The organism is Streptomyces tateyamensis (assembly GCF_003205575.1).
GTDB classification, from domain to species: Bacteria; Actinomycetota; Actinomycetes; order Streptomycetales; family Streptomycetaceae; genus Kitasatospora; species Kitasatospora tateyamensis.
Genome location: NZ_PYBW01000055.1, coordinates 1 through 24,463 on the forward strand (window position 1 = coordinate 1; position 24,463 = coordinate 24,463).

Below are 24,463 nucleotides of genomic sequence, written 5' to 3' on the forward strand. Positions count from 1 at the left end.
CGAGCCGCTGCTCGAGGTCTCGACCGACAAGGTCGACACCGAGATCCCCTCGCCGGTGGCCGGGCCCCTGGTGAAGATCCTGGTCGGCGAGGACGAGGCCGCCGAGGTCGGCGCCCAGCTCGCGCTGATCGGCGCCGCGGGTGCGGCCGCCGCCGCGCCGGCTCCGGCCGCCGCACCGGCCCCGGCCGCCGCACCGGCGCCGGTTGCCGCTCCCGCTCCGGTGGCTCCCCCGGCGGCCCCGGCCGCCGCCCCGGCTCCGGTTGCCGCACCGGCCCCCGCCGCTGCTCCGGCGCCGGCTCCGGTTGCCGCACCGGCCCCGGCTGCAGCCCCGGCCCCCGCGGCCGCGGCTGCCCCGGCCGCCGCTGCGCCGGTCGCCGACTCGGGTGACGCCTACGTGACCCCGCTGGTCCGCAAGCTCGCCGCCGAGCAGGGCATCGCCCTCTCCTCGGTCACCGGCTCGGGCGTGGGCGGCCGGATCCGCAAGCAGGACGTGCTCGCCGCTGCCGAGGCCGCCAAGGCCGCTGCCGCCGCGCCGGCCCCCGCCGCTGCCGCCCCGGCCGCGCCGAAGGCCGCCGCCGCGCCGTCCCCGCTGCGCGGCCAGACGGTCAAGATGACCCGGATGCGCAAGGTCATCGGCGACAACATGCTGAAGGCCCTGCACGAGCAGGCCCAGCTGACCAGCGTGGTCGAGGTGGACGTCACCAAGATCATGTCGCTGCGCGGCCGGGCCAAGGACTCCTTCCTCGCCCGCGAGGGCGTGAAGCTGTCCCCGATGCCGTTCTTCGTCAAGGCCGCCGCCCAGGCGCTGAAGAGCCACCCGGTGATCAACGCCCGGATCAACGAGGCCGAGGGCACCGTCAGCTACTTCGACACCGAGAACATCGGTATCGCGGTGGACTCCGAGAAGGGCCTGATGACCCCGGTCATCAAGGGCGCGGGCGACCTGAACATCGCCGGCATCTCGAAGAAGACCGCGGAGCTGGCCACCAAGGTCCGCACCAACAAGATCACCCCGGACGAGCTGTCCGGCGCGACCTTCACCATCAGCAACACCGGTTCGCGCGGCGCCCTGTTCGACACCGTCATCGTCCCGCCGAACCAGGTCGCCATCCTGGGCATCGGCGCGACCGTGAAGCGCCCGGTCGTGATCGAGGCCGACGGCGGCACCGCCATCGGCATCCGCGACATGACCTACCTCTCGCTCTCCTACGACCACCGCCTGGTGGACGGCGCCGACGCCGCCCGCTACCTGGTCGCGGTCAAGGAGATCCTGGAGGCCGGCGAGTTCGAGGTCGAGCTCGGCCTGTAGTCCGTGACTCTCCCGCCCGGGTGACTACGTGAGCCCCGGTCCGCCTCCGCGGACCGGGGCTCGGTCGTTCTGTTGATCGGATAACGTGGCCAGCTCCGGGTGGTTGGGGTGGGAAGCTGCGTGGGGGCGGGAGGCTGCGATGGGCCGGCGCGAGCGCGTCACGGATCTGGTGGTGGTGCTGCCGGGGATCACCGGCAGCCGGCTGTACGACGTCGGCGGGCGGGAGGTCTGGGGCCGGTCCGGCTCGACCCTGCTGCGGGGAATCGCCTCCTTCGGGGCCGCGGTGCAAGGCCTCACCCTGCCGAGCGGCCTGGGGGACGGCCCGGCTCCGGACGGGGTGACGGCGCGCGGGCTGGTGCCGGACCTGCACGCACTGCCCGGGGTCAGCAACCTGGTGGACGGGTACACGGACCTGCTGGGTTGGCTGGAGCAGTCGTTCACCCTGGAGCTGGGCGCCAATTTGCTGGCCTTCGGGTACGACTGGCGGCTCTCCTGCCGCTACAACGCCGGGCGGTTGAAGTCGGTGGTGGAGCGGGCACTGGAGGAGTGGCGGGCCTCGGCGGTCGAGCGCCGTACGGCGAAGCTGGTCTTCGTCTGCCACTCGATGGGCGGTCTGATCGCCCGTCACTACGTGGCCTGTGGCGGCGGGGCCGAGCTGACCCGGCAGCTGATCACCCTGGGCACCCCGCACCGGGGGGCGCTGGACGCACTCGGACACCTGATGGGCGGGATGCGGAAGTTCGGGCTGGACCTGACGGCGTTCGCCCGCTCGCTCCCCTCGCTGCACCAACTGACCCCGGACTACGCGTGCCTGGGAGCCGGGGAGCTCAGCTACGCCCGCGAGCTGCCCGGGTTGCCGGGGATCGACGCCGAACTGCTGCACGACGCCGGACAGTTCCACGCCGAGATCCGCTCCGGCGTGCAGACCGGGTACGAGTTCCGGCCGGTGGTCGGGATACACCAGGCGACGCCGACCACGGCACTGGTCGAGGACGGCGGCCTGGTGCTGCTGGACAGCATCAAGGACCTGGACGAGGGCGGCGACGGGCGGGTCCCGCGACTGTCCGCGGGGGCGGCGGGAACGGCGTTCACCCCGGTGGACAAGCACGGCGCGCTGCAGAACAACCCCGGCGTGCGCGACGCCCTGCTGGGTTGGCTGGCCGCGGAGCCGCCCTCGCACCGGGCGGCCGAGGGGCCCGCGGTGGCCCTGCGGGTCCGCGCGCCGGAGCTGCTGAGGGCGGGCGAGCCGTGCGAGCTGGCGGTGGAGGCCGACGCCGACCAGGACTCGTTGCGCGTGCGCGTGTCGGTGGACGGCGGCCAGGAGCACACCCTGGGCAGCGGGGGCGGCGGCCGGTACTTCCTCGGCCTGGGCGAGTTGGCGCCCGGAGCCCACCGCGTGGTGGTCCGCGCCGAGGGCCGGGCCGGAGCGGTCACCTCGATGGTGCTGGTGATGCCGCGCGAGCGGTGACGGCGGAGCGGCTGGTGGTGCGACTCCGGGTAACCGCCCCTCCCCTTCGCAGGCCGGCTTCACCCATCCCAGCGAGCGCATGGCGCTCCCGCACGGCGCGTAGGCATGCGTTCGAGTGCGCGAGCAGCGATGCTGGGGGGCGTGATGTACGAGACCGACTTCTGGCAGATCATCGACGAGACCCGGGACGCCGCCGAGGGGGACCCGGAGGAGCAGGCTGACCTGCTGGTGGAGCGGCTGGGGCAGCTGACGCCGGACGAGGTGATCGACTTCGCGCGGTTGTTCGAGGCGCGGTTCCAGCGGGCGTACACCAGGGAGCTGTGGGGGGCGGCGCACCTCATGCTGGGCGGGGCGTCGGAGGACACCTTCGACTTCTTCCGCTGCTGGCTGATCGCGCAGGGGCGGGAGGTGTTCGAGGGTGCGGTGCACCATCCGGACGACCTGGCGGACCTGGTCCCCGACTTCGACGAGGAGGAGGACGGGGACGCCGAGGAGTTCGGCTACGCCGCGGACGAGGCGCACGAGCAGCTGACCGGGCTGCCGCTGCCGGACCTGGGGAACAACCAGCCGCGCCAGCCCGAGGGGAGCCCGTTCGACTTCGACGACCCGGCGGTGATGGCCGAGCTGTTCCCCAAGCTCTGGTCGCTGTACGGCGACTGACGGGGCGGGACGCTAGGCGGAGTCGACCGGCACCGCGACCCGCACTCCGGCGACCAGTTGCTCCAACACCTCGGGCTTCGGCGCCCGCGGGTCGTCGTCCACCGAGCCGACCAGCACCGTGCAGCCGTCGGGGCCGGGCAGCGCGACCAGCAGCACGAAGCCCTGGGCGCCCTGCGCGGCGGTGACGTGCCAGCGCACCGCGTACCCGGTGCGCCCGGCCGTGGTGAGCGGACCGCTGACCAGCTCCTGGTGGTCGGCCAGCGGGCCGAACAGCTGCGGGGCGTAGCCGGTCATGGCCTGGCGGGCGACCTGCTGCGGGTCGCGGCCTGGGGTGGGCACGGTGTTGACGGAGAAGTTGCCGCGCACGCAGCCACCGGGGGTGGCGCAGTCGTACGGGGTGGCGACCAGCAGCACCGAGGTGGCCTGGTCGTGCTTCTCGGAGGTCCAGCCGGACGGCAGCGGGACGCTCCAGCCGTGCGCCAGGTCCAGCACCGAACCGCCGTCCGGCGCGAGGGGGGCGGCGGAGCCGGCCGAGCCCGACGGCGGCGCGCCCGACCCCGACCCCGGCGGCGCGGCGGACGGCGCGGGGCCGGGCGTCGCCGGATCGCCCGAGGCCGGCGGCGCCGTGGCACGGGCGGACGGCAGCGGGTGTACCGGCAGCGGCGGGGCGGCGGCGGCCGTCGGGCGGCCACCGCCCTTGAAGGCGGCCACGCAGATCGCGGCCGTCACCATGACCAGCACGAGCGCACCCGCGAGGACCCCCAGGACCGCACCGGTACGCCTGGGCGCAGCGGGGACCGTCGGCACCGGCGGCGCCGCCATCGGCCCCGGCGCCACGAACTGCACGGCCGACACGGGCGGCACGGGCAGAACCGGTGCCGGCACCGGCACCGGGTGGTAGCCGTACCCCATCGGCTCCGGCACCGCCGGGTGCCCGTACGCCGGGGAGGCGTCGGAGAGCGGGCCCGGCGCCGGGTGGGCGGGGACCAGCGGCCGGCGCCGCTGGGTCCAGGCGCGCCCGTCCCAGAACCGCTCGTACCCCGACACGTGGGGGTCCGGGTACCAGCCGGGAGGAGTCGAGTTGCTCACGGCCCCACGGTATCGGTCCGGCCACCGCCCTTGACAGGTCGGGCGAGCCGTGTGGCCCGCCGGGGGCCGACGAACTGTCAGGATGGCCCCATGCGTATCGCAGTCACCGGTTCCACCGGTCTGATCGGCTCCGCCCTCGTCCGCTCGCTGCTGGCCGACGGCCACCAGGTGGTACGCCTGGTCCGCCGCAGCTCCGCGCTCGGCCCGCACCCCGACGGCTCCACCGCGATCGGCTGGAACCCGGCCCGCGGCGAACTCGACCGGGCCGGGCTGGCCGGCGTCGAGGCGGTGGTGCACCTGGCCGGGGCCGGGGTGGCCGACCGGCGCTGGACCGACGCCTACAAGCGCGAGATCCGGGACAGCCGGGTGCTCGCCACCCGCACCCTGGCCACCGCGCTGGCCGAGCTGGCGCAGCCGCCGGCGGTGCTGGTCAGCGCCTCCGCGGTGGGCTACTACGGGCAGACCGGCGACCGGGTGATCGACGAGAGCACGCCGGCCGGGACGGACTTCCTGGCCCGGGTCTGCGTGGACTGGGAGGCGGCGGCGGTCCCGGCCCGCGAGGCCGGGATCCGGGTGGTGCACCCGCGCACCGGGCTGGTGCTGAGCAACCGGGGCGGGGCGGGCGCCCGGCTCTTCCCGCTGTTCAAACTGGGGCTGGGCGGCCGGCTCGGGTCGGGGCGCCAGTACTGGAGCTTCGTCTCGCTCGCCGACGAGGTGGCCGCCCTGCGCTTCCTGCTGACGGCCGATCAGCTGGCCGGGCCGGTCAACCTGGCGGCGCCGAATCCGGTGACCAACGCCGAGCTGACCGCCGCGCTGGGGCGGGTGCTGGGGCGGCCGACGCCGTTCCCGGTGCCGGAGTTCGCGCTGAAGCTGGCGCTGGGCGAGATGGCCGTCGAGGTGGCGGGCAGTCACCGGGCGGTGCCGGCCGCGCTGCTCGCGGCGGGGTTCGAGTTCCGACACCCGGAGGTCGAGCAGGCGCTCCGGGCCGCGCTCGCCGACTGACCCGGGCAGCGCCGACGGGCCGACGCCTCCAGGCCGGCGGAGTCTCCCCCGAGCCGCCCCGCCCGCCCCCGCGCGCAGCCCCGGCGCACCCGGGCGGGCGCCAGGGGCGCACGGCAGGGCGCACGCCTCAGCGGCGTGCCCCCCGGGCGTGCCACCAGCGCAACGCGCCCCCTACGATCCGCGCCTACCCTCCTGCCTGATCAAGGTTCTGACGGGGCATCACCCCCTCGGACCGTCCCGGCACGCCCGCAGCCGTCTGCCGGCCGGAGCTCCGGGACCAGGGAGGGAGCTCGCCCGTGACCCCACAGGACATCACCCGCCGCAGCAGCACCGACGACCCCGACGTGGTCGTGGTGGGCGCGGGCCTGGCCGGCCTGACCGCCGCCCGGGCGCTGACCGACGCCGGCCTTCAGGTTCAGGTGCTGGAGGCGACCGAGCGGATCGGCGGCCGACTGGCCGGCCACCAGCTGGACGGCTACCGGCTGGACCACGGTGGCCTACTGCTCGGCACCGGCTTCCCGGAGCTGGGCCGCCGACTGGACCTGGACAAGCTGCGGCTGTGCCCGCTGACGCCCGGGGCACTGGTGCACAGCGGTGGCCGCCGCTACCGGGTCGGCGACCTGACGCGCCCGCCGGCCCGGCAGGCCACCACCCGCTCGGCCTTCGGCACCCCGCTGGAGAAGGCCCGGCTGGGCGCCACCCTGACCCGGCTGGCCGCCACTCCGGTGGACCGGCTGCTGGCCCGTCAGGAGACCACCACCGCCCGGGCACTGACCGAGCGCGGACTGCCGCCGCGGGTGGTGGACGGTTTCCTGCGCCCACTGCTCGGCGCCCTGCTCGGCGACCCGGCCCTGACCACCAGCAGCCGGATATCCGACCTGGTGCTGCGCAGCTACGCCCGCGGCCGCCTGTCACTGCCGGCCGAGGGCAGCGCGGCGGTGCCGGCCCAGCTGGCCGCGGCGCTGCCGCCCGGGGCGATCCGCACCGGGGTGCGGGTGACGGCGGTCGGCACCGACGGGGTGCAGACCGCCGAGCACGGGCGGATCGCCGCTCGCGCGGTGGTACTGGCCACCGACGCCCGCGCGGCCGCCGAACTGCTGCCCGGTCTGCGGCTGCCCGAGTTCCACCCGGTCACCACCTATTTCCACGCCACCGCCCAGTCGCCGCTGGCCGAGGCCGTGCTGCTGCTGGACGCCGACCGCGGGGCGGGACCGGCCGCGGTCTCCCACTCGCTGGTGCTCAGTCAGGTGCACCCCTCCTACGCCCCGGCGGGGCGCGCGCTGGTGGCCACCACCGTGCTGGGCCGGCGGGCCTTCGGGGCCGGCGGGCCGGCCGGACTGGAGAGCGCGGTACGGGCCCGGCTGACGGAGCTGTACGGGCTCGCCCCGCGCGAGTGGGAGTTCCTGAGCGTGCGCCACCTGCCGGAGGCCGTCCCGGCGATGCCGCCCCCGCACAACCTGCGCCGCTCGGTGCGGGTGCTGGCCGGCCTCTACGTCTGCGGGGACCACCGGGACACCAGCACCACCCAGGGCGCGCTGGTCTCCGGCCGCCGCGCCGCCGAGGCCGTCCTGCGCGACCTCGGGGTCAGCACCAGCCGCGCCGCCCCGGCCCGGGCCGCGGCCTGACCCGCCCGGGCACGGCCGGGACCACCGCACCGGCACGGACGCGGCCCCCGGCCTTCCGCCGGCACCGCGCCTGGCTCACAGCACCCCCGCCTGCCGCGCCGCCTCCTCGAAGGCGCGGGCGGCGGGGTTGCCGCGGTACGGGGCCAGCCGGCGGTGGAAGTCGCGCAGGTACTCCACGGTGCGGGCGGACCGCATCTCGCCGGCCGCCCGCAGCGCCTCGGTGGCGAGTGAGCAGGACTCGTCCACGTCCCCCAGGCCCAGACGGGCGGCGGCCAGCACGATCCGGCAGAACACCCGGCTGCGCGCGTAGGCCGCCGACCGCAGCCGCAGCGACTTCTCCGCGTGCTGGGCGGCCGGGCGCCACTGCTGCAGGTCGCGGTAGCAGTGGGCGAACTCGTCGGCCAGCTGGGCCTCGTCGAAGTGGCGTGCCCAGGAGGGCAGTTCGTCACCCGGGCGGGACAGCGCCAGCGACCGCTCGGCGCGCACCAGGGCGGTGGTGCAGGACCGTGCGTCGCCCAGCACGCCGTGGCCGCGGGCCTCGGCCGCGTGCATCAGGGCCTGCACGGTGGGCGGCCCCGCCGTCCCGACGCCCTGCTGGGCCACCCGGGCCAGCTGGATCGCCTCCCGGCCGTGGCCCAGGTGCACCGCCTGCTGGCTCATGGTGACCAGCACGTAGCCGCCGAGCGCCCGGTCGCCGGCCGCCTGGGAGAGCCGCAGCGCCTGCACGAAGTAGCGCTGGGCCAGGCCGTGCGCGGCGATGTCGAAGCTGGTCCAGCCGGCCAGCCTGGTCAGGTCGGCGACCGCCGCGAACAGCGCCCGGCCGATCTGCTCGCCGTAGCGGCCTCGCAGCATCGGCTCGGCCTCGCTCTCCAGGTAGCGGACCAGCGCCTGCCGGGCATGGCCGCCGCCGTAGGCGTTGTCCAGTGCACGGAACAGGTCGCCGACGGCACGCACGGCGGCGATGTCGCCGCGGCCGACCCGCAGGCCGCCGCGGTGCGGGCGCGGGCGCTCCTCGGGCCGGGACGGCGGCAGCTGGGTGGCCCGGCTGCCGGAGACCAGCGGGCGGCGGGCCTGCGAGGGGACCCGGCCGGACGGGATCGCGTCGGGCCGGTCGCCGAGCTCGGGGCCGGGGTCGAGCCGGGACAGCGGGCCGTCCGGCCCGGCCACGTGGATGCCGGCCGAGCCGTCCCGGGCCACCTGCTCGTCACCGCGGCCGATCAGCCAGTCGCGGCTGGGCACCACCAGGCCGGCCGGGGTGAAGGCGATCCGGCGCAGTTCGGACTGCGGGCCGGTGTCCTTGCGCCACATGCTGGCGACGATGTCCACCGCCTCCTGCGGGGTCTCGGCGAACTCCAGCCCGGCGTAGACCGGGGCGCAGGCGTCCAGGCCGATGTCCTGGGCGGAGAGCCGGCGGCCCAGTCGGCGGGTGAACACCTCGGCGATCAGCGCCGGGGTGGCACCGCGCGGCTGCTGGCCGCGCAGCCAGCGGGTCACGGAGGTCTTGTCGTAGCGCAGGTCCAGGCCGTGCTCCAGGCCTAGTTGGTCGACCCGGCGGGCCAGGCCGGCGTGCGAGAAGCCGGCCTCCTCGATCAGCGCGGCCAGCAGCGGATTCTGCGCGCGGGCCGGATCGAGCGCCGTGGCCTGGGCCGCCGGCCCGTCCGGATGGTGCTCGGCGAGCGCGACGGCGTCCAGCCGCTGCCCGGGCAGGGAGCTGCCGGGGCGCACCGGCTCGCTGAGCGGTCCGGGTTCGCTGTGCCGCCCGTGCGGGTCCAGCGGGTCGAGCGGACCATAGGTCGGGCTGTCGGTTGCAGGCCGTTGGGGCATGTCAGTCAACACCTCTCGGACGCCACGGCCCGGCCCCCCGGTGCCTTGCGCGACGCCCCTGTCGGGAATCGGCGTGAATGTAGCGAGCATTCGGGCGCTATGGGCGGTTCTGGCCTGCCAATCCTCCGAACGGGTGACGAGAGGGCGCCCGATCCGATGAAGACGGGGCGCTCGGGGTTTGGAAATATGCGACCCTTGACGTTTCACGCCTCCATGGGCGCGCGGTACACAGTTCGACCGCAGACTGTGGCGCCGGGCCACACTTCGTGCCCTTCCCGTCGAGCAGCCGGTTCTGACACCATGTCCGGCACCATGAACCACCCCGTGCCACCACCGCACCCGCCCGGGGACCCCGGCGCCGCCGCCGGGCTGCGCCGGCTGCTGGACCTGCTGGCCGGCGGCGCCGCCAGCACCGAGGACTTCCCCGCCGTGGTCGCCGAGGCCCGCCGGAGCGGCGCCGCCCCCGCCGTCCTCGCGGAACTGGACGAGGCCACCTGGCTGGCCCTGCGGGTGCACCGGACGCTGCGTCAGCACCGGCGCCGCGAGACCGAGTTGACCGCACTTTTCGACACCGCCACCGACCTGGCCGCCTCCCGCGACCTGGACGCCGTGCTGCGTGCGATCGTGCGCCGGGCCCGCAGCCTGCTGGGCACGGACACCGCCTACCTGACACTGCCGGACGAGGCGGCCGGCGACACCTACATGCGGGTCACCGACGGCTCGGTCTCGACGCTGTTCCAGAACCTTCGGCTGAGCCTGGGCGACGGCTTGGGCGGCCTGGTCGCCCAGACCTCCCGCCCGTACGCCACCCCCGACTACCGCACCGACGACCGGTTCCGGCACACCGGGCGGATCGACGCGGGAGTGCTGGAGGAGGGCCTGGTGGCGATCCTCGGGGTGCCGCTGCTGCTGGGCCACCGGGTGATCGGGGTGCTGTTCGCCGCCGACCGCTCGCCGCGCACCTTCTCGCCCGAGCAGGTGGCGCTGCTCTGCTCGCTGGCCGCGCACGCCGCGATCGCGCTGGACACCGCCAACGCGCTGGCCGAGACCCGGGCGGCGCTCGGCGAGCTGAACGCCGCCAACACGGTGATCCAGGCGCACGCGGCCGCCGTGCAGCGGGCCGAGCAGGCGCACGACCGGCTCACCGACCTGGTGCTGCGCGGGGCCGACGTGGCCGAGGTGGCCGCCGAGCTGGGCGCGCTGCTGGAGAGCGAGATCGCGGTGTACGACGCCGAGGGCCACCCGCTGGCCGGGCGGCCGGGCCCGCCGCAGCGGCTGGCCGAGGCGGTGGAGCGGTCCCGGGCCGAGGGGCGCTCGGTGCACCACGCCGGCGGCTGGGTCTGCGCGGTGCTGGCCGGCCAGGAGCCGCTGGGGGCGCTGGTGCTGCGCGGCCGGCCCGAGCTGGACGACGCCGACCGGCGGATCTTCGAGCGCGGCTCGGTGGTCACCGCGCTGCTCCTGCTGCTGCGCCGCTCGGTGGCCGAGGCGGAGAACCGGGTCCGCGGCGAGTTGCTCACGGACCTGCTGACCGCCCCCGAGCGGGACCCGGCCGGGCTGCTGGCTCGCGGCCGCCGGCTCGGGGTGGACCTGGCCCGCCGGCACCTGGTGCTGGTGGCCGAGACCGCGCCGGACGGGCGGGCCCGGCTGGCCGGGGCGGCCGCCCAGTACCTGTTCGGGCGCGGGCGCTCGGCCGGCTCGCGCGGGGTGAGCGCCGAGCACGCCGAGGCGGTGGTGCTGCTGCTGCCGGAGGACGGGTCCAGCCCGCCCGAGCAGACCGCCGCTGCCGCCGCCGAGCGGCTGGCCCGGCTGGCCGGGCAGCCGGTCACGGTGGGCGCCGGACGGGTCGCGGCCGGCCCCGTCGATCTGGCGGCCGCGCACGCCGAGGCGGTGCGGTGCGTGCGGGCGCTGCGCGCGCTGGGCCGCACCGGGGACGGCGCCTCGGCCGCCTCGCTGGGCTTCCTGGGCGTGCTGCTGGGCGACGGCCACGACGTGCACGGCTTCGTGGAGCGCACCCTGGGCCCGCTGCTGGCCTACGACCGGCGGCGCGGCACCGAGCTGGTGCGCACCGTGCGCGCCTACTTCGCCTGCGGCGGCAGCCTGACCCGGGCCAAGGACGAGCTGCACGTGCACGTGAACACCGTGGTGCAGCGGCTGGACCGGGTCGAGATCCTGCTCGGCCGGGACTGGAACCACCCGGACCGCTCGCTGGAGCTGCAGCTGGCACTGCGGCTGCAACTGCTCGCGGAGGGCTGACCCGTACCCCGATCGGACACCTGAACGACTGCCGAAGCCTCGGGCGTACAGTGGCAAGGTTGGCCGCGCACGGGCGGCCGGTGGCGAGGAGCAGCGGTGAGCGAGAACGTACGGTTCGTCCGGCTGGGGATCGGCGAGGGCCTGGTTCCCTACCAGGAGGCCTGGGAGGAGCAGCAGCGACTGCACGCCCTGCGGATGGCCGACCAGATCCCGGACACCGTGCTGCTGCTGGAGCACCCGCCGGTCTTCACCGCCGGCAAGCGGACCAAGCCGGAGGACCTGCCGCTGGACGACACCCCGGTGGTCCAGGTCAACCGCGGCGGCGAGGGCACCTGGCACGGACCCGGCCAGCTGGTCGGCTACCCGATCGTCAAGCTGCCCGAGCCGATGGACGTGGTGGCCTACGTGCGCCGGCTGGAGCAGGCGCTGATCCTGGCCTGCACCGACCTCGGGGTGGCGACCACCCGGGTCGAGGGGCGCAGCGGGGTCTGGATCCTCGGCCAGGAGCTGCCCGGCGCGGAGGTGGACCCGGCGCAGGTGGTCGACATCGGCAAGCTGACCCTGCGGATGGGACTGCCGCTGGGCATCGACCCGCGGCTGGCCGGCCCCGAGTACGCGCCGTCCAACGCCGGCCAGCGCGGCGACGACCGCAAGCTGGCCGCGATCGGCGTCCGGGTGGCCCGCGGCGTGACGATGCACGGCTTCGCGCTCAACTGCAACCCCGACATGACCTGGTTCGACCGGATCATCCCGTGCGGGATCCGGGACGCCGGGGTGGGCTCGCTCGCCACCGAGCTCGGCCGGGACGTGCCGGTCGCGGAGGTGGTGCCGGTGGTGGAGAAGCGGCTGGCCGAGGTGCTGGCCGCGCTGCCGGAACCGGCCGCGCACCGCTGACCCCGGCGGAGGCCGGGAATCTACCGGCCGGTAGTGCCGTTGCCCTGCGAATGCGGGGCCACCGCCCCCGAAGACCGAAACAAGCACAGGCGTACCCTGGGGGTACCCCGTCTACTTCTAGGAGCCGATGTGTCCGCTGTCGCACCCGACGGCAGGAAGCTTCTCCGCCTGGAGGTCCGCAACAGCGAGACCCCCATCGAGCGGAAGCCCGAGTGGATCAAGACCCGGGCAAAGATGGGCCCGGAGTACAACGCCCTGCACTCGCTGGTGAAGAAGGAGGGGCTGCACACGGTCTGTCAGGAGGCCGGCTGCCCCAACATCTTCGAGTGCTGGGAGGACCGCGAGGCGACCTTCCTGATCGGCGGCGACCAGTGCACCCGCCGCTGTGACTTCTGCCAGATCGACACCGGCAAGCCCGCCGACTTCGACGCCGACGAGCCGCGCCGGGTCGCCGAGTCGATTCGCACCATGGACCTGAACTACGCCACCATCACCGGCGTCGCCCGCGACGACCTGGCCGACGGCGGGGCCTGGCTGTACGCCGAGACGGTCCGCCAGGTGCACGCGATGACCGCCGACCGCGCCACCGGCCGCACCGGCGTCGAGCTGCTGATCCCGGACTTCAACGCCGTCCCCGAGCAGCTGGCCGAGGTCTTCTCGTCCCGCCCCGAGGTGCTCGCGCACAACGTCGAGACGGTGCCGCGGATCTTCAAGCGGATCCGCCCCGCGTTCCGCTACGAGCGCTCGCTGGACGTCATCACCCAGGCCCGCGCGGCCGGCCTGGTGACCAAGTCCAACCTGATCCTGGGCATGGGCGAGACCCGCGAGGAGGTCAGCCAGGCGCTGGCCGACCTGGTCGGCGCCGGCTGCGAGCTGATCACCATCACCCAGTACCTGCGGCCCTCGCTGCGCCACCACCCGGTGGAGCGCTGGGTCAAGCCGCAGGAGTTCGTCGAGCTGCAGGAGGAGGCCGAGGAGCTCGGCTTCGCCGGCGTGATGTCGGGCCCGCTGGTGCGCTCCTCGTACCGGGCCGGCCGGCTGTACCGGCAGGCGCTGGAGCACCGGGCGAACGCGGTCTGACCGCTCTTCTCCGACGCTCGATCCCTCGCTGATCGAGGTGGCGCGGGTCCTGGTCGGGTGCGACCGGGTCCCGCGCCTTCGTGTTCACGGTCCGTCCGGCGCTCGATCAGTACCCGTCCGGCGCTCGTCCGGCGCTGGTCCGGCACCAGCCCGGTACCCGTCCGGTACCCGTCTGGATCACGGTTCGGGCCGAATCCGGACCGGGCTTCGGTGTCGGCCCTCCCCGCCACGTACCATGACCCTCATGGCGAGGGAAACATCCGAGACTCCTGGGCGGCTCAAGCAGATCCGCCAGGCGTACATCATGACCAAGCAGGTCGACACCAAGATCGGCCTGATCATCGGGGGCGTCGGCCTCCTGACCTTCGGCGTGTTCCTCGCCCTCGGTTTCGCGATCGGCCACCCCATCTACCTGGGGATCCTGGGCTTCATCGTGGCCGTGCTGGTCGCGGCGGTCGTCTTCGGGCGGCGCGCCGAGCGGGCTGCCTTCGGGCAGATGGAGGGCCAGCCGGGCGCGGCGGCCGCGGTGCTCAACAACATCCGGCGCGGCTGGAGCAGCAACCCGACCCCGGTGGCGGTCACCCGCAGCCAGGACGCGGTGTACCGCGCGGTCGGCCGGGCCGGCATCGCGCTGATCGGCGAGGGCAACCCGAACCGGGTGCGCCCGCTGCTCGCCGCCGAGAAGAAGAAGATGGCCCGGGTGGTCGGGGACATCCCGGTGCACGACATCGTGGTCGGCAACGGCGAGGGCGAGGTCCCGCTGAAGAAGCTGCAGATCACCCTGATGCGGCTGCCGCGCGCGATCTCCCCGGCCCAGGTCACCGAGACCAACGACCGGCTGCGCGCGCTGGGCGACCTGCTCTCCAAGGCGCCGATCCCCAAGGGCCCGATGCCCAAGGGCGCCCGGCTGCCCAAGGGCGGCGGCCCGCGCTGAGGCGCCACTCCCCCACGAAGACCCGAAGGCCCCCGCCGTCACCGGTGGGGGCCTTCCTCATGCCGTCGTCCTGCATCCTGCATCCTGCCTCGGAGTGCGCGCCGGCACTGCTCGGATCCGCGTGCTCAGATCCGCACTTCCACCGTGCCGACCGCCTTGTCGTGCAGTCCGCGGGTGTCCCGGTCCCAGACCACGGCGGGCACCACCAGGCAGAGCAGGAAGGTGCGCAGCAGCGCCTGCGGGATGGTGGTGCGGCCGCCGTCCAGCCGGATCACCCGCAGGCCGAACAGCCGCTTGCCGAAGGTGGTCCCGGCGGTCGCCAGCAGCACCACGTTGATCGCGAAGAAGACCGGCAGCCCGTACAGGTTGGCCTTCTGCGCGTCGCCGTGGGCGAGCAGCCCGTAGGCGATCAGGTTGGCGATCCAGCCGTCGACGAAGAGCGCGCCGATCCGGCGGCCCGGGCCGGCCACGGCACCGGAGCCCTCGCGCGGGCGCCCGAGCCGCTCGCCGCGGTAGCCGAACTCGGCCCCCATCCGCTCGGCGGTCGCCTTCGGGCCCTCGAGCCACGATCCAAGTGCTTCTCTACTGTCCACGACAGCCACAGTAACCGTCCGCTCCCGGTCGGCCGGGAGCGGCTCCCCCCGCGAGTGAATCCTCGTCTCATCGTCCTGCCGTGAGGTCTAGACCACTTCTGCCCCAGCAGCCGCACCCCGACACGATTTGCCCAGCTTTGCCGGCGCTTGCCCGCCCCTGCTTAACATGGGGGAAACGATCGGGTCACCGACAGGAAACGACCCCTTCCTATCGTGAGCCCACCCTGGCCGGTGGGACGACCGGCCGGACGGCCGGTAGAGGAGGATTGATGTTCAAGAACGCCGAGGAAGTCAAGGCGTACATCGCGGAGCACGACGTCAAGTTCGTTGACGTCCGGTTCTGCGACCTGCCGGGCGTGATGCAGCACTTCGCGGTCCCCGCGGCGACCTTCGACCCCGCCGAGACGCTGATGTTCGACGGCTCCTCGATCCGCGGCTTCCAGGCCATCCACGAGTCCGACATGGCCCTGGTCCCCGACCTGGCCACCGCGCGGCTGGACCCGTTCCGCAAGGAGAAGCACCTCAACATCAACTTCTTCATCCAGGACCCGATCACCGGGGAGGCCTACAGCCGCGACCCGCGCAACATCGCCAAGAAGGCCGAGGCCTACCTCGCCTCCTCCGGCATCGCCGACACCGCGTTCTTCGGCCCCGAGGCGGAGTTCTACGTCTTCGACTCGGTCCGCTTCGAGACCAGCGCCAACGCCTCGTACTACCACATCGACTCCGAGGCCGGCGCCTGGAACTCCGGCTCCGCCGAGGGCGACGTGCGCGGCTACAAGGTCAAGTACAAGGGCGGCTACTTCCCCACCCCGCCGGTGGACCACTTCGCCGACCTGCGCGCCGAGATGTCGCTGGAGCTCTCCCGGGCCGGCCTGGAGGTCGAGCGCCAGCACCACGAGGTGGGCACCGCCGGCCAGGCGGAGATCAACTACAAGTTCAACACCCTGCTGCACGCGGCCGACGACCTGATGCTGTTCAAGTACATCATCAAGAACGTGGCCTGGCGCAACGGCAAGACCGCCACCTTCATGCCCAAGCCGATCTTCGGCGACAACGGCTCCGGCATGCACGTGCACCAGTCCCTCTGGGCCGAGGGCGCACCGCTCTTCTACGACGAGCAGGGCTACGCCGGGCTCTCCGACACCGCCCGCTACTACATCGGCGGCCTGCTCAAGCACGCCCCCTCGCTGCTGGCCTTCACCAACCCCTCGGTGAACTCCTACCACCGCCTGGTCCCCGGCTTCGAGGCCCCGGTCAACCTGGTCTACTCCCAGCGCAACCGCTCGGCCGCGATCCGGATCCCGATCACCGGCTCCAACGCCAAGGCCAAGCGCATCGAGTTCCGCGCCCCGGACCCGTCCTCCAACCCCTACCTGGCCTTCGCCGCCATGCTGATGGCCGGCCTGGACGGCATCAAGAACAAGATCGAGCCCCTCCAGCCGGTCGACAAGGACCTCTACGAACTCGCCCCCGACGAGCACGCCAGTGTCCCCCAGGTCCCCGCCTCCCTCGGCGCCGTCCTGGAAGCCCTCGAGGCCGACCACGAGTACCTGCTGGCCGGCGGCGTCTTCACCCCGGACCTGATCGAGACCTGGATCGACCTCAAGCGCACCGCCGAGATCGCCCCCATCGCCCTGCGCCCGCACCCGCACGAGTTCGAGCTCTACTACGACCTGTAGGAGAGCCTCTGACCTGCGCAAATGCAGATCAGCCTCTTGCGTCGGTGCAGGTCAGCGAGTCGCTGACCTGCACCGACGCCGTTCGGAAGGGAGCCCCCCGCAGCTTCAACCCGTCGTGATGTGCACCAGCGGTGCACCCAGATCGAACTCGGCGCCCACCACCGGAGACTCCGGCGCGGGCATCGCCCGCAACCCTGCTCCCGCAGCGCTCGGTAACCAGTTCCAGCGGAGGCTCGCCCCGTGGCTTCGCCACGGCACTCACGGCTGCTGGCAAGCGGCGCGGGTGGCGCCAGCGGCCTGGAGCACGTCGGCGCCCCAGCGCTGACCATGGATGACGGGGTCACTGTCGATCCGGAGGCCTCCAGCAGTTTGCCTCGATCACTCTGACTCACGATCACCAAGCCGCACTGCCGCCCGCCTGGCGCACCCTGCCCACACACGGATATTCCGGACGCCATCGTCCACATCGATGACATCGAAAACGGCGCCCTCCATGCAAGTGGCAACGCACTGTGACCCTCCGACGCGGAGCACGAGCCTCGAGCACCGCCGTCCACCTACCGGCGGTGCTCAGCCAACGAACGGGGCGACGAGGCGCATCGGAGTACGTGCCACGCCTAGTGCCCGCTCCGGGAAACGCGGTCCGGCCGTGTAGTACCTGGCGCGAGTACGACCGACCGGCTCAAGAACCTGAGCGGTGACCAGCTCACGCAGATCCCGCTGTGCCTGCTGCACACTCAGCCCCTCGGCGTGTTCATAACGCGAGCGTCGCACCCGGCCGGACATGGCCACGTCGTGTAGAGCCGTTACCACCCGCTCGTCCATGCCGGCCGCCTCGACAAAGTCCGCAAGCAGGCTCCAGACCTGCCCGGACCTGTCCAGGCGGCCTTGCACGGTCTGCGCCTGCTGGTGATAGGCGGTCAAGTTGAAACGAACCCACCCGGAGACATCCTGGTCGGGCAGGTATTCGGAGCCTCGGCGTCCCAGTTCCCGGTAGTACTCCCAGGTGTTACCCGGGCGCCCCAACCAGGCCTCGATCGAGGAGAACTCCGGGGCGAGGACGCCCTCACGGGCGATCATGAGAGTCTGCAGCGAGCGCGACATCCGACCGTTCCCGTCGGCCCAAGGATGGATCGACACCAGGTGCAGATGCGCCATCGCGGCTCGCACCAGCGGGTGAGCCTCGTCACCGTCATTCAGCCAGTCCACCAGCTCCTCCATCAACGACGGAACATCCCCCGCGTCAGGCGCGGTGTAAGCGGCGATACTCGGATCGCGGGCATCGGTCACGTACACCGGTCCACGGCGCCACTGGCCGGCTGGCTTCCGCACAGTGTGACGGTGGCCCTGCAGCATCCAGTGCAGCCCGTTGACCAACCCCTTGCTGTAGGAGAAGTCGTCGACGTCGTGCAAGGTCTGGATGTACGTCATCATCCGCTGGTAAGCGAGCGTCTCCTCGCGATTCTCTTCTGACACCTCCACATCGCGCTCGCCCTCCAACAGGTCCTCAACATCGATGGTGGATACCTTGAAGCCCTCGATGGAGTTCGAAGCCGCCACTGCATCGGCCGTCAGGTATTTGCGCAGGCCCTCTGTCCACTTGGCCGGGGCCGTACGCACCTGGTGCCGCAGCGCGAGGCGCATGCGCTCGATCTCGTCGAGTACCCGCTCGTCGTCGACAGCAAGGGAAGGCGTAGGGAAGAGCATGTATCGACGATAGGATGACGCAATCATTACGTCAAGCCGGATCGGCCAGGTGCTCGACGACGTATTTGTGCACGTCACCCAGTCCTCCGTCCGCGTCCCAGTCGATTCAGTTCAGCAGCCGCTGGATCCGGTCCGAGCTGCCAAAGAGTGATCGCCCCGCGTGCGCCTCCTCGACGCGACCCAGATCCCCGACCACCCGCCGCGAGTCATCGTCGGCTACATCAGCGTGCACCTGACCAACACCAAGTCGTCGGGCTGACAGGCGACGGCGGGCCCGGGCCACCGTCGCCTGTCGCCGCGCACCCTCCAGGCATGCGGCCAAACCCGGCCTTTCTTCCGACCATCAACCGTCACGACAGCCTGTAAGCGACCCTCAAGATGGCTCGGCACCACCCCGCAGCGGCGTCCTCACGGACACGGCCACACCCGTTGCGAGCCACTCACAGTGTGCACCGGTTGTGCACCGGCCCCCCTGCGGACGTCCATCTGTGCAGGTCAGGTCATGTTCATGCATTACTTCGACCTGAGACCCCTCTGAGCTGCGGGAACGCGGTTCGATCTCGCATCGTTTCCGCAGGTCAGACACCTTTCTGACCTGCGGAAACGCTGTTCGGACCCTTCATCGACCGTCTGACGGCTCGCGATGCGACATGGGAGTGAAACGGAGAACGGGCGCGCTGAGCCCCACCAGCTTCTCCTCGACGTCAGTTCTGGTCGGGGCGGTGCCACCCCGCCTGCTACGGCCGGTCAGCGGTGGACGCGTTGAGCACGTCCGTGTCCCTGCCCAGGGCTGTGGTCTGCTGCCTTGTGGTGACCTCGGGCTCGGCGGACCGGTGGGGCTGCGGGACTGCGGCTGCGGCTGCGGCTGCGGCTGCGGCCTTCCGGCCGGGGCGCGGTGCGATCGCGGCGCAGGCGATGGCGGCGACCAGCAGAATCGCCGCGATGACTTCCATCGCCGAGGTGAAGCCGGACATGAAGGCGTCGCGGACGGCGGCGGCCAGCGCGGGCCCCTGGGCGCCGAGGTGGGCCGCGACTTCGAGTCCGCCGGCGGCGGAGTGGTGCACGGTCTGGGCGGCCTGGGCGGGCAGGCGGGACAGGTCGTCGGGCAGTGCGGAGCGGTAGTGGCTGGAGAACACCGAGCCCATCAGCGCGATGCCGATCGCGGAGCCGACCTCGCGGGCGGTGTCGTTCATGGCCGAGGCCACCCCCTGGCTGTCGGGGCCGAGGGAGTCGACGATGGAGCTGGTGCCGGTGGCACTGGTCAGGCCGATGCCGGCCCCGGCGAGGACCAGGGCGCCGAGGAAGGGCAGGTAGCCGCTGTCGGCGTGCAGGCGGGTCAGCCAGAACATGCCGCCGGCCAGGAACAGCAGGCCCGTGGGCATGACCGCCTTGACACCCAGGCGCTTGGCCAGGCGCGGTGTGACCACTGAGGTGGGCAGGACGACGGCCGCGACAGGTATCAGTGCGACCGCACTGTGCAGCGGGCTGTAGCCGAGGATCAGCTGGAGGAACTGCAGACCGACGAAGAAGAACCCGAAGACGGCCATGAACTGGACCAGGATCGCCAGCGTGCCCGCGCCGAAGCCGCGCAGTCCGAACAGGCGCGGGTCCAGCAGCGGATGGCGGCTGCGCAGGCCCAGGAAAACGTATGCGCCCAGCGCCACCACGGCGACCGCGAACGCGGCGAGGACCGCCGGGCGGGTCCAGCCCCGGTCGTTGCCCTCGATGATCCCGGGGCGTCCGACAGAAAGGGGACGCCGCCGGCGAGTTGGACCCCCGCATGGGCCTTGACGTCGGCCGGGATCGCCGGGCTCCGCTCGACGGTGGTGAGGAAGGACGCCGTGAGCGTGGCGATCATGATCGACCCGGCCAGTGCGGTACCGATGGAAGCACCGAGGTTGGTGACAGTGTTCTGGATACCGCCGACGTCGGCGCTCTGGTCGTCCGGCACGGCGGACACGGTGACCGACCCGAGCTGGGAGGCGAGCGCTCCCATGCCGCCTCCGATCAGCAGGAGGGGGATGGTGACGATCTCCGCTCCCGCGTCGGTGTCGAGGGCCGCCAGCAGAACGACGGCGCCAAGGAGCATCGAGAGGACTCCGAGCCGCACCACGCGGCGCGGCGAGACGTTCGGGAGCAGGCGAGGGATCGCGATCGCGGCGGCCAGGAGCGTCACGGAGAGCGGCAGGATGCGGACCCCGGTCACGGCATCGGCCTGACCACACACGAACCGCCCTACATGGTCGAGGGCGAGCAGCAGCACCTCGTCCCCGGCATGTGCTTCTCCATCGAACCGGGCATCTACCTCCCCGGTCGCTTCGGAGTCCGGATCGAGGACATCGTGACCGTCACCGAGACCGGCGGTCGCAGGTTCAACAACACACCACGCGACCTGACCGTCGTCTCCTGACTCCGACCGCCCTCGCCGTGCATCTGGAGAATCATGGGTGCCTCTCCGGGGCTGGGCAGACGGCCTCCGACAGATCAACTCGACCGCGCGTCCTACGCCGGGGTCAGGGCCAGCAGGGCCAGGTCGTCGGCGGCGGTGGCGCCGTGGGCGCTCACGTCCTCGGCCAGGAAGGAGACGAGTTGCTCGGGGGTGACCGCGGCGCGGGCCTGGAAGCGGGTGGCGAGGCGGTCGGTGAGGGGGTAGAACCGGCCCTCGGCGTCGCGGGCCTCGGTGAGGCCGTCGGTGTGCAGCAGCAGGGTCTGGCCGCCGGCCAGCGGGACGGTGGCCGGCGCCACGGCGGGGTGGGCCCGCAGGTGGCCCAGGCCGAGCGGGAGGTCCTGGCGGCAGTGGACGGTCCGGACCATGCCGCCGTCCAGCAGCACCGGGTCGAGGTGGCCCCGGTTGACCACCGTGACCGCGTCGCCGCCGGCCCGGTGCTCGACCAGGAGAGCAGTGACGAAGAGCTCCTCGTCCCCGCTCTCCAGGGCGCCGCGCCGCACCTGGCGGTCCAGGAGCTCGCCGAGCTCGGTGAGGTCGGCGACCTCGTGGGCGGTGGCCCGGAAGGCGCCGAGCAGGTCGGCCACCGTGCGCACCGCCTCCAGGCCCTTGCCCCGGACGTCGCCCAGCAGTACCCGGGTGCCGAACCTGGTCTGGCACACCTCGTACAGGTCGCCGCCGATCGCCACCTCGGCCTGGGCGGCCCGGTAGCGGCCGGCCGCGTGCAGCTGGCCGACCTGCTCGGGCACCGGGTGCAGCACGGTGCGCTGCAGCGCCTCGCTCACCGTGCGGGCCCGCACCAGGAACCGGGCCTGCCGGATCCGCTGGTGCGCCAGCAGCACCCCGGCCAGCGCGGCGAGCAGGGTGGAGAGGTAGACCCACAGGTGGTGGTGCTCGTAGAGGTGGCCGGCCCGCGCGGCCAGCAGCAGCTGCAGCACCAGGGCGCCCACGCCGGAGGCGGCGGTGGCCGCCGGCCCGAAGCCGAAGGCGACCAGCACGGGCAGCGCGGTGAGCAGGAAGCCGGCCGCGGTGGCCTGCGGGAAGGCCACCTCGATCACGAAGTCGAGCAGGACCAGCAGGCTCGGGAGCCAGCGCACCCAGTGCGGGGGAAGGCCGACCTCGCGCTCGGACATGTCGGCCCTCCTCGGGAGCGGTGGTTCGGTGGTGCCTTGGAAGTCTCCATGGTCACCCACTGCGGCCCCGCCCGGCCGATGGCGTTCGGCCCGGCCGGGCGGGACCTTGGTCCTGTTCAGCCGGCCAGGAGGAGGGGGAAGGACTCGAAGCCGCGCAGCACCAGCCGGGCCCGGCGCACCGGCTCGCCGGCCCGGGCCAGGGTGGGGAACCGGTTCAGCAGCGCGGGCAGCGCGGTGGTGGCCTCCAGCTTGGCCAGCTGCGCGCCCAGGCAGTAGTGCACGCCGCCGCCGAAGGAGAGCGGCTGGCTGTCGGTGCGCAGCGGGTCGAAGACGTCGGGGTCCACGTACCGGGCGCCGTCCCGGTTGGCACCGCCGAGCAGCAGGAAGAGCCCGCCCTTCTCCGGCACCGGCACCCCGGCCACGCTCAGGCCGGCGGCCAGCGGCACCCGGGTGGTCAGCTGCACCGGGGACTCGTAGCGCAGCACCTCCTCGGTGAACGAGGCCGGCGCGATCCGCCCCGTGCGCAGCCCGTCCAGCGTCCACGGGTGCCGGAACACCAGGTCCAGGCCGTTGCCGAGCAGGTTGGTGGTGGTCTCGAAGCCGGCCACCAGCAGCAGCACCAGGTTGGCCAGCAGCTCCTCGTCGCTGAGACGCTGCTCGGCTCCGTCGACCACCTGGACCAGTGCGCTGACCAGGTCCTCGCGCGGGTGGGCACGGCGCTGCGCGGCGAGCTCGGCGAAGTAGCCGCGCAGCTCCTCGGTGGCCTCGTCGGCGGCGGCCAGCTCCTCCGAGCCGGCCAGCACCTCCAGCGCGACCGTCAGGTCGGTGGCCAGCGCGCGGAACCGGTAGCGGTCCTGCTCGGGCACGCCGAGCAGCTCGCAGATCACCCCGACCGGCAGCCGGAAGGCGAAGGTGTCCATGAAGTCCACCGGCGTGCCGCCGGCGCCGAGTTCGGCCAGCTCGTCCAGCATCCGGGCCACTGCCGCCTCGACCGCCGGGGCCAGCAGCGCGATCCGGCGGGCGGTGAAGACGGAGGCGATCAGCGAGCGCACCCGGGCGTGGTGCGGGGCGTTGGTCCACAGGATCGAGTTGCTGATCGTCACCAGTGAGCTGTGCTCGGCGAAGGTCGGCTCGAACGCCTCGTGGTGCTCCCGGGCCGGCACGCCGAACTTCGGGTCGCGCAGCAGCTGGTGGACCGTCGCGTAGTCGGTGGCGAGCAGCATGTCGTCCCAGACCGGGACGGCCGGGCCCAGCTCGCGGGCCCGCCGGTAGAGGGGGTAGGGATCGGCCGCCGCCTCGGGCGACATCAGCGCGTTGATGATCTCGGTACCTTCGTCCATGCCCCAGACAACCGCCGCCCGCCACGGCAGAGTTCCCGTACCTGGCGGTACTCCTGCGTAGGCTGGCGGCATGGAGATCTGGATCAACCCGAGATGCACCAAATGCCGGGTGGCGCTGACCGAACTGGACGCGGCCGGCGCCGAGTACACCGTGCGCCGCTACCTGGAGGACCCGCCCTCGGTGGCCGAACTGACCGATGTCCTGGAGCGGCTCGCGCTCGACCCGTGGGACATCACCCGGCTCGACGAGGCGGTGGCCAAGGAGCTGGAGATGCGCGGTTGGGGCCGCACCGCGGCGGACCGCCCGCGCTGGCTGGAGGCGCTGGCGGCGCACCCGATCCTGGTGCAGCGCCCGATCATCACGGCGGACGACGGGCACGCGGTGGTGGCCCGCACCCCGGAGGCGCTGCGCTCGGTGCTGCCCTCGTGAGCAAGGCGGGCGCGGCGGGGGCAGCGGGCACGGCGGGGGCGGCGGCCACCACCGAGCCGCCCGGGACGACGACCTGGATCGCCTTCCTGCGCGCCGTCAACGTGGGCGGCCGGGTGGTCAGGATGGAGCGGCTGCGCGAGCTGTTCGGCGAGCTCGGGCTGACCGGGGTCGGCAGCTACATCCAGAGCGGCAACGTCTTCTTCCGGGGCGAGGCCGGGCTGGACCGGGCCGCCCTGACCGCCAGGCTGGAGCAACACCTGGAGCAGGCGCTCGGCTTCCCGGTCCCGGTGCTGCTGCGCACGGTGGACGAGGTGGCCGCGGTGCTGGCCGCCGAGCCGTTCGCCGGCGTCGAGGTCACCCCCGAGGTGCGGCTGAACGTGGTCTTCCTCTCCGAACCGCTGCCGGCCGGCCTGGCGCTGCCGGTGACCTCGCCCAAGGGCAACCTGGAGCTGGTCTCGGCCACCGCGGGCGAGGCCTTCGTGGTGTGGCGGATCGTCAACGGGCGGCCGCCGAGCGGAACCGACTCGGTCTTCGGCAAGGAGTGGCGGGGGCACGGCACCAGCCGGTTCCTGCACACTCTGGAGAAGATCCTGGCGGCGGCCCGCAAGGGCGCCAAGTGACGCGGCGCCAGGCGGCGGGTCGTCAGACGGCGGAACGTCAGGCAGCGGGAGGGCGGGCGCCGGAGCGCCAGGCGGCAGGACCTCAGGCAGCGGGACGGTCGGCGACCCGGTAGCGGGCGCCGTCCGGCGTGCGGACCAGCAGCCCAGCGGTGACCAGGTAACGGCGCAGCGCCGGATGGTCGTCGTGCACGGTGCGCAGCGCCTCGTTCACCTCGGGCTCGGTGTAGTCCCGATGCGGGGTGAACAGGGTGTCGGCCAGGTGGACCAGCAGTTGCTCGCGGCGGGCCTGCTTGCGCGGGACGGCCACCAGGCGGCCGTGCGAGAAGAGTGAGGAGACGTCGGACATGCCCCCACCCTGACCGCCCACCGCCCGC

At 73.2% G+C, this 24,463-nt stretch carries 20 protein-coding genes and 1 pseudogene; 13 read left to right on the forward strand and 8 right to left on the reverse strand.

Annotated elements, in window-relative coordinates:
- The 3 genes from sucB to C7C46_RS17640 form a co-directional block, all read left to right on the forward strand.
- The coding region (gene sucB / locus C7C46_RS17630) for a 2-oxoglutarate dehydrogenase, E2 component, dihydrolipoamide succinyltransferase (RefSeq protein WP_110670773.1) at positions 1-1,309 on the forward strand (1,309 nt) is incomplete at its 5' end.
- Between the two features lie 139 nt (positions 1,310-1,448).
- Entirely contained in the window at positions 1,449-2,777 is a 1,329-nt protein-coding gene (locus C7C46_RS17635; protein ID WP_110670774.1) for an esterase/lipase family protein, read from the forward strand.
- Positions 2,778-2,921: 144 nt separating this feature from the next.
- Positions 2,922-3,437 (forward strand): DUF4240 domain-containing protein, encoded by a 516-nt coding sequence (locus C7C46_RS17640; RefSeq protein ID WP_110670859.1) that lies wholly within the window; start codon positions 2,922-2,924, stop codon positions 3,435-3,437.
- A gap of 12 nt (positions 3,438-3,449) precedes the next feature.
- Here C7C46_RS17640 and C7C46_RS36590 read toward each other — a convergent pair whose 3' ends face one another.
- Positions 3,450-4,526 (reverse strand): DUF2510 domain-containing protein, encoded by a 1,077-nt coding sequence (locus tag C7C46_RS36590; RefSeq protein WP_146259111.1) that lies wholly within the window; start codon positions 4,524-4,526, stop codon positions 3,450-3,452.
- 90 nt (positions 4,527-4,616) lie between these two features.
- Between C7C46_RS36590 and C7C46_RS17650 the strand changes: the two genes are divergently transcribed.
- Together C7C46_RS17650 and C7C46_RS17655 are read left to right on the forward strand one after the other, a co-directional pair.
- Positions 4,617-5,528, forward strand: coding sequence for a TIGR01777 family oxidoreductase (locus C7C46_RS17650; protein ID WP_110670776.1), 912 nt, complete (start codon positions 4,617-4,619; stop codon positions 5,526-5,528).
- Between the two features lie 296 nt (positions 5,529-5,824).
- Positions 5,825-7,153, forward strand: a complete 1,329-nt coding sequence (locus C7C46_RS17655) for an NAD(P)/FAD-dependent oxidoreductase (protein WP_245984479.1) — start codon at positions 5,825-5,827, stop codon at positions 7,151-7,153.
- 75 nt (positions 7,154-7,228) lie between these two features.
- Here C7C46_RS17655 and C7C46_RS17660 read toward each other — a convergent pair whose 3' ends face one another.
- The gene (locus tag C7C46_RS17660) at positions 7,229-8,977 is read right to left on the reverse strand and encodes an NsdA family TPR-like regulatory protein (RefSeq protein WP_245984480.1); all 1,749 of its coding nucleotides are present in this window, start codon (positions 8,975-8,977) and stop codon (positions 7,229-7,231) included.
- Between the two features lie 312 nt (positions 8,978-9,289).
- On the opposite strand from C7C46_RS17660, the gene C7C46_RS17665 reads away from it, so the two are divergent.
- The 4 genes from C7C46_RS17665 to C7C46_RS17680 all read left to right on the forward strand — a co-directional run bounded on the left by C7C46_RS17665 (position 9,290) and on the right by C7C46_RS17680 (position 14,138).
- Complete coding sequence (locus tag C7C46_RS17665; protein ID WP_110670862.1) at positions 9,290-11,230, forward strand: helix-turn-helix domain-containing protein; 1,941 nt, start codon at positions 9,290-9,292, stop codon at positions 11,228-11,230.
- 96 nt (positions 11,231-11,326) lie between these two features.
- Positions 11,327-12,124: a lipoyl(octanoyl) transferase LipB gene (gene lipB, locus C7C46_RS17670; protein WP_110670778.1), complete on the forward strand. Its 798-nt coding sequence runs from the start codon at positions 11,327-11,329 to the stop codon at positions 12,122-12,124.
- Positions 12,125-12,253: 129 nt separating this feature from the next.
- Positions 12,254-13,204, forward strand: coding sequence for a lipoyl synthase (lipA, locus tag C7C46_RS17675; RefSeq protein WP_110670780.1), 951 nt, complete (start codon positions 12,254-12,256; stop codon positions 13,202-13,204).
- Between the two features lie 244 nt (positions 13,205-13,448).
- Positions 13,449-14,138: a DUF4191 domain-containing protein gene (locus C7C46_RS17680; RefSeq protein WP_110670782.1), complete on the forward strand. Its 690-nt coding sequence runs from the start codon at positions 13,449-13,451 to the stop codon at positions 14,136-14,138.
- A 125-nt stretch (positions 14,139-14,263) separates the two neighbouring features.
- Here C7C46_RS17680 and C7C46_RS17685 read toward each other — a convergent pair whose 3' ends face one another.
- On the reverse strand, positions 14,264-14,731 hold the full coding sequence (locus tag C7C46_RS17685; protein WP_110670784.1) for an RDD family protein: 468 nt from the start codon (positions 14,729-14,731) through the stop codon (positions 14,264-14,266).
- A gap of 269 nt (positions 14,732-15,000) precedes the next feature.
- Between C7C46_RS17685 and glnA the strand changes: the two genes are divergently transcribed.
- Positions 15,001-16,413, forward strand: a complete 1,413-nt coding sequence (gene glnA / locus C7C46_RS17690) for a type I glutamate--ammonia ligase (protein ID WP_110670786.1) — start codon at positions 15,001-15,003, stop codon at positions 16,411-16,413.
- 570 nt (positions 16,414-16,983) lie between these two features.
- Here the strand turns inward: glnA and C7C46_RS17695 are convergent.
- Together C7C46_RS17695 and C7C46_RS36595 are read right to left on the reverse strand one after the other, a co-directional pair.
- On the reverse strand, positions 16,984-18,120 hold the full coding sequence (locus tag C7C46_RS17695) for a Fic family protein (RefSeq protein ID WP_110670788.1): 1,137 nt from the start codon (positions 18,118-18,120) through the stop codon (positions 16,984-16,986).
- A 737-nt stretch (positions 18,121-18,857) separates the two neighbouring features.
- Complete coding sequence (locus C7C46_RS36595) at positions 18,858-19,784, reverse strand: MFS transporter (protein ID WP_245984481.1); 927 nt, start codon at positions 19,782-19,784, stop codon at positions 18,858-18,860.
- Positions 19,785-20,137: 353 nt separating this feature from the next.
- Here C7C46_RS36595 and C7C46_RS37720 point away from each other — a divergent pair.
- Positions 20,138-20,530 (forward strand): annotated as a pseudogene (locus C7C46_RS37720) (M24 family metallopeptidase); the annotation flags it as partial.
- A 92-nt stretch (positions 20,531-20,622) separates the two neighbouring features.
- Here the strand turns inward: C7C46_RS37720 and C7C46_RS17715 are convergent.
- Together C7C46_RS17715 and C7C46_RS17720 are read right to left on the reverse strand one after the other, a co-directional pair.
- Complete coding sequence (locus tag C7C46_RS17715; protein WP_110670790.1) at positions 20,623-21,699, reverse strand: PP2C family protein-serine/threonine phosphatase; 1,077 nt, start codon at positions 21,697-21,699, stop codon at positions 20,623-20,625.
- Between the two features lie 116 nt (positions 21,700-21,815).
- Positions 21,816-23,039, reverse strand: a complete 1,224-nt coding sequence (locus tag C7C46_RS17720) for a cytochrome P450 (protein ID WP_110670793.1) — start codon at positions 23,037-23,039, stop codon at positions 21,816-21,818.
- A 70-nt stretch (positions 23,040-23,109) separates the two neighbouring features.
- Here C7C46_RS17720 and C7C46_RS17725 point away from each other — a divergent pair, with 70 nt between their 5' ends.
- Together C7C46_RS17725 and C7C46_RS17730 are read left to right on the forward strand one after the other, a co-directional pair.
- Positions 23,110-23,469 (forward strand): ArsC/Spx/MgsR family protein, encoded by a 360-nt coding sequence (locus C7C46_RS17725; protein ID WP_110670795.1) that lies wholly within the window; start codon positions 23,110-23,112, stop codon positions 23,467-23,469.
- Entirely contained in the window at positions 23,466-24,089 is a 624-nt protein-coding gene (locus C7C46_RS17730) for a DUF1697 domain-containing protein (protein ID WP_110670802.1), read from the forward strand. The genes C7C46_RS17725 and C7C46_RS17730 overlap by 4 nt, the downstream gene beginning before the upstream one ends.
- A gap of 82 nt (positions 24,090-24,171) precedes the next feature.
- Here the strand turns inward: C7C46_RS17730 and C7C46_RS17735 are convergent, their stop codons facing one another.
- Positions 24,172-24,435: a DUF2087 domain-containing protein gene (locus C7C46_RS17735; protein WP_110670804.1), complete on the reverse strand. Its 264-nt coding sequence runs from the start codon at positions 24,433-24,435 to the stop codon at positions 24,172-24,174.
- Positions 24,436-24,463: the final 28 nt, after the last annotated feature.

Bases quoted from the DNA above. Each gene is read 5' to 3' on its own strand.
- C7C46_RS17635 (WP_110670774.1), top strand. From the start codon at position 1,449: ATGGGCCGGCGCGAGCGCGTCACGGATCTGGTGGTGGTGCTGCCGGGG.
- C7C46_RS17640 (WP_110670859.1), top strand. From the start codon at position 2,922: ATGTACGAGACCGACTTCTGGCAGATCATCGACGAGACCCGGGACGCC.
- C7C46_RS17650 (WP_110670776.1), top strand. From the start codon at position 4,617: ATGCGTATCGCAGTCACCGGTTCCACCGGTCTGATCGGCTCCGCCCTC.
- C7C46_RS17660 (WP_245984480.1), bottom strand. From the start codon at position 8,977: ATGCCCCAACGGCCTGCAACCGACAGCCCGACCTATGGTCCGCTCGAC.
- C7C46_RS17665 (WP_110670862.1), top strand. From the start codon at position 9,290: ATGAACCACCCCGTGCCACCACCGCACCCGCCCGGGGACCCCGGCGCC.
- C7C46_RS17680 (WP_110670782.1), top strand. From the start codon at position 13,449: ATGGCGAGGGAAACATCCGAGACTCCTGGGCGGCTCAAGCAGATCCGC.
- glnA (WP_110670786.1), top strand. From the start codon at position 15,001: ATGTTCAAGAACGCCGAGGAAGTCAAGGCGTACATCGCGGAGCACGAC.
- C7C46_RS17695 (WP_110670788.1), bottom strand. From the start codon at position 18,120: ATGCTCTTCCCTACGCCTTCCCTTGCTGTCGACGACGAGCGGGTACTC.
- C7C46_RS17715 (WP_110670790.1), bottom strand. From the start codon at position 21,699: ATGTCCGAGCGCGAGGTCGGCCTTCCCCCGCACTGGGTGCGCTGGCTC.
- C7C46_RS17720 (WP_110670793.1), bottom strand. From the start codon at position 23,039: ATGGACGAAGGTACCGAGATCATCAACGCGCTGATGTCGCCCGAGGCG.
- C7C46_RS17725 (WP_110670795.1), top strand. From the start codon at position 23,110: ATGGAGATCTGGATCAACCCGAGATGCACCAAATGCCGGGTGGCGCTG.
- C7C46_RS17735 (WP_110670804.1), bottom strand. From the start codon at position 24,435: ATGTCCGACGTCTCCTCACTCTTCTCGCACGGCCGCCTGGTGGCCGTC.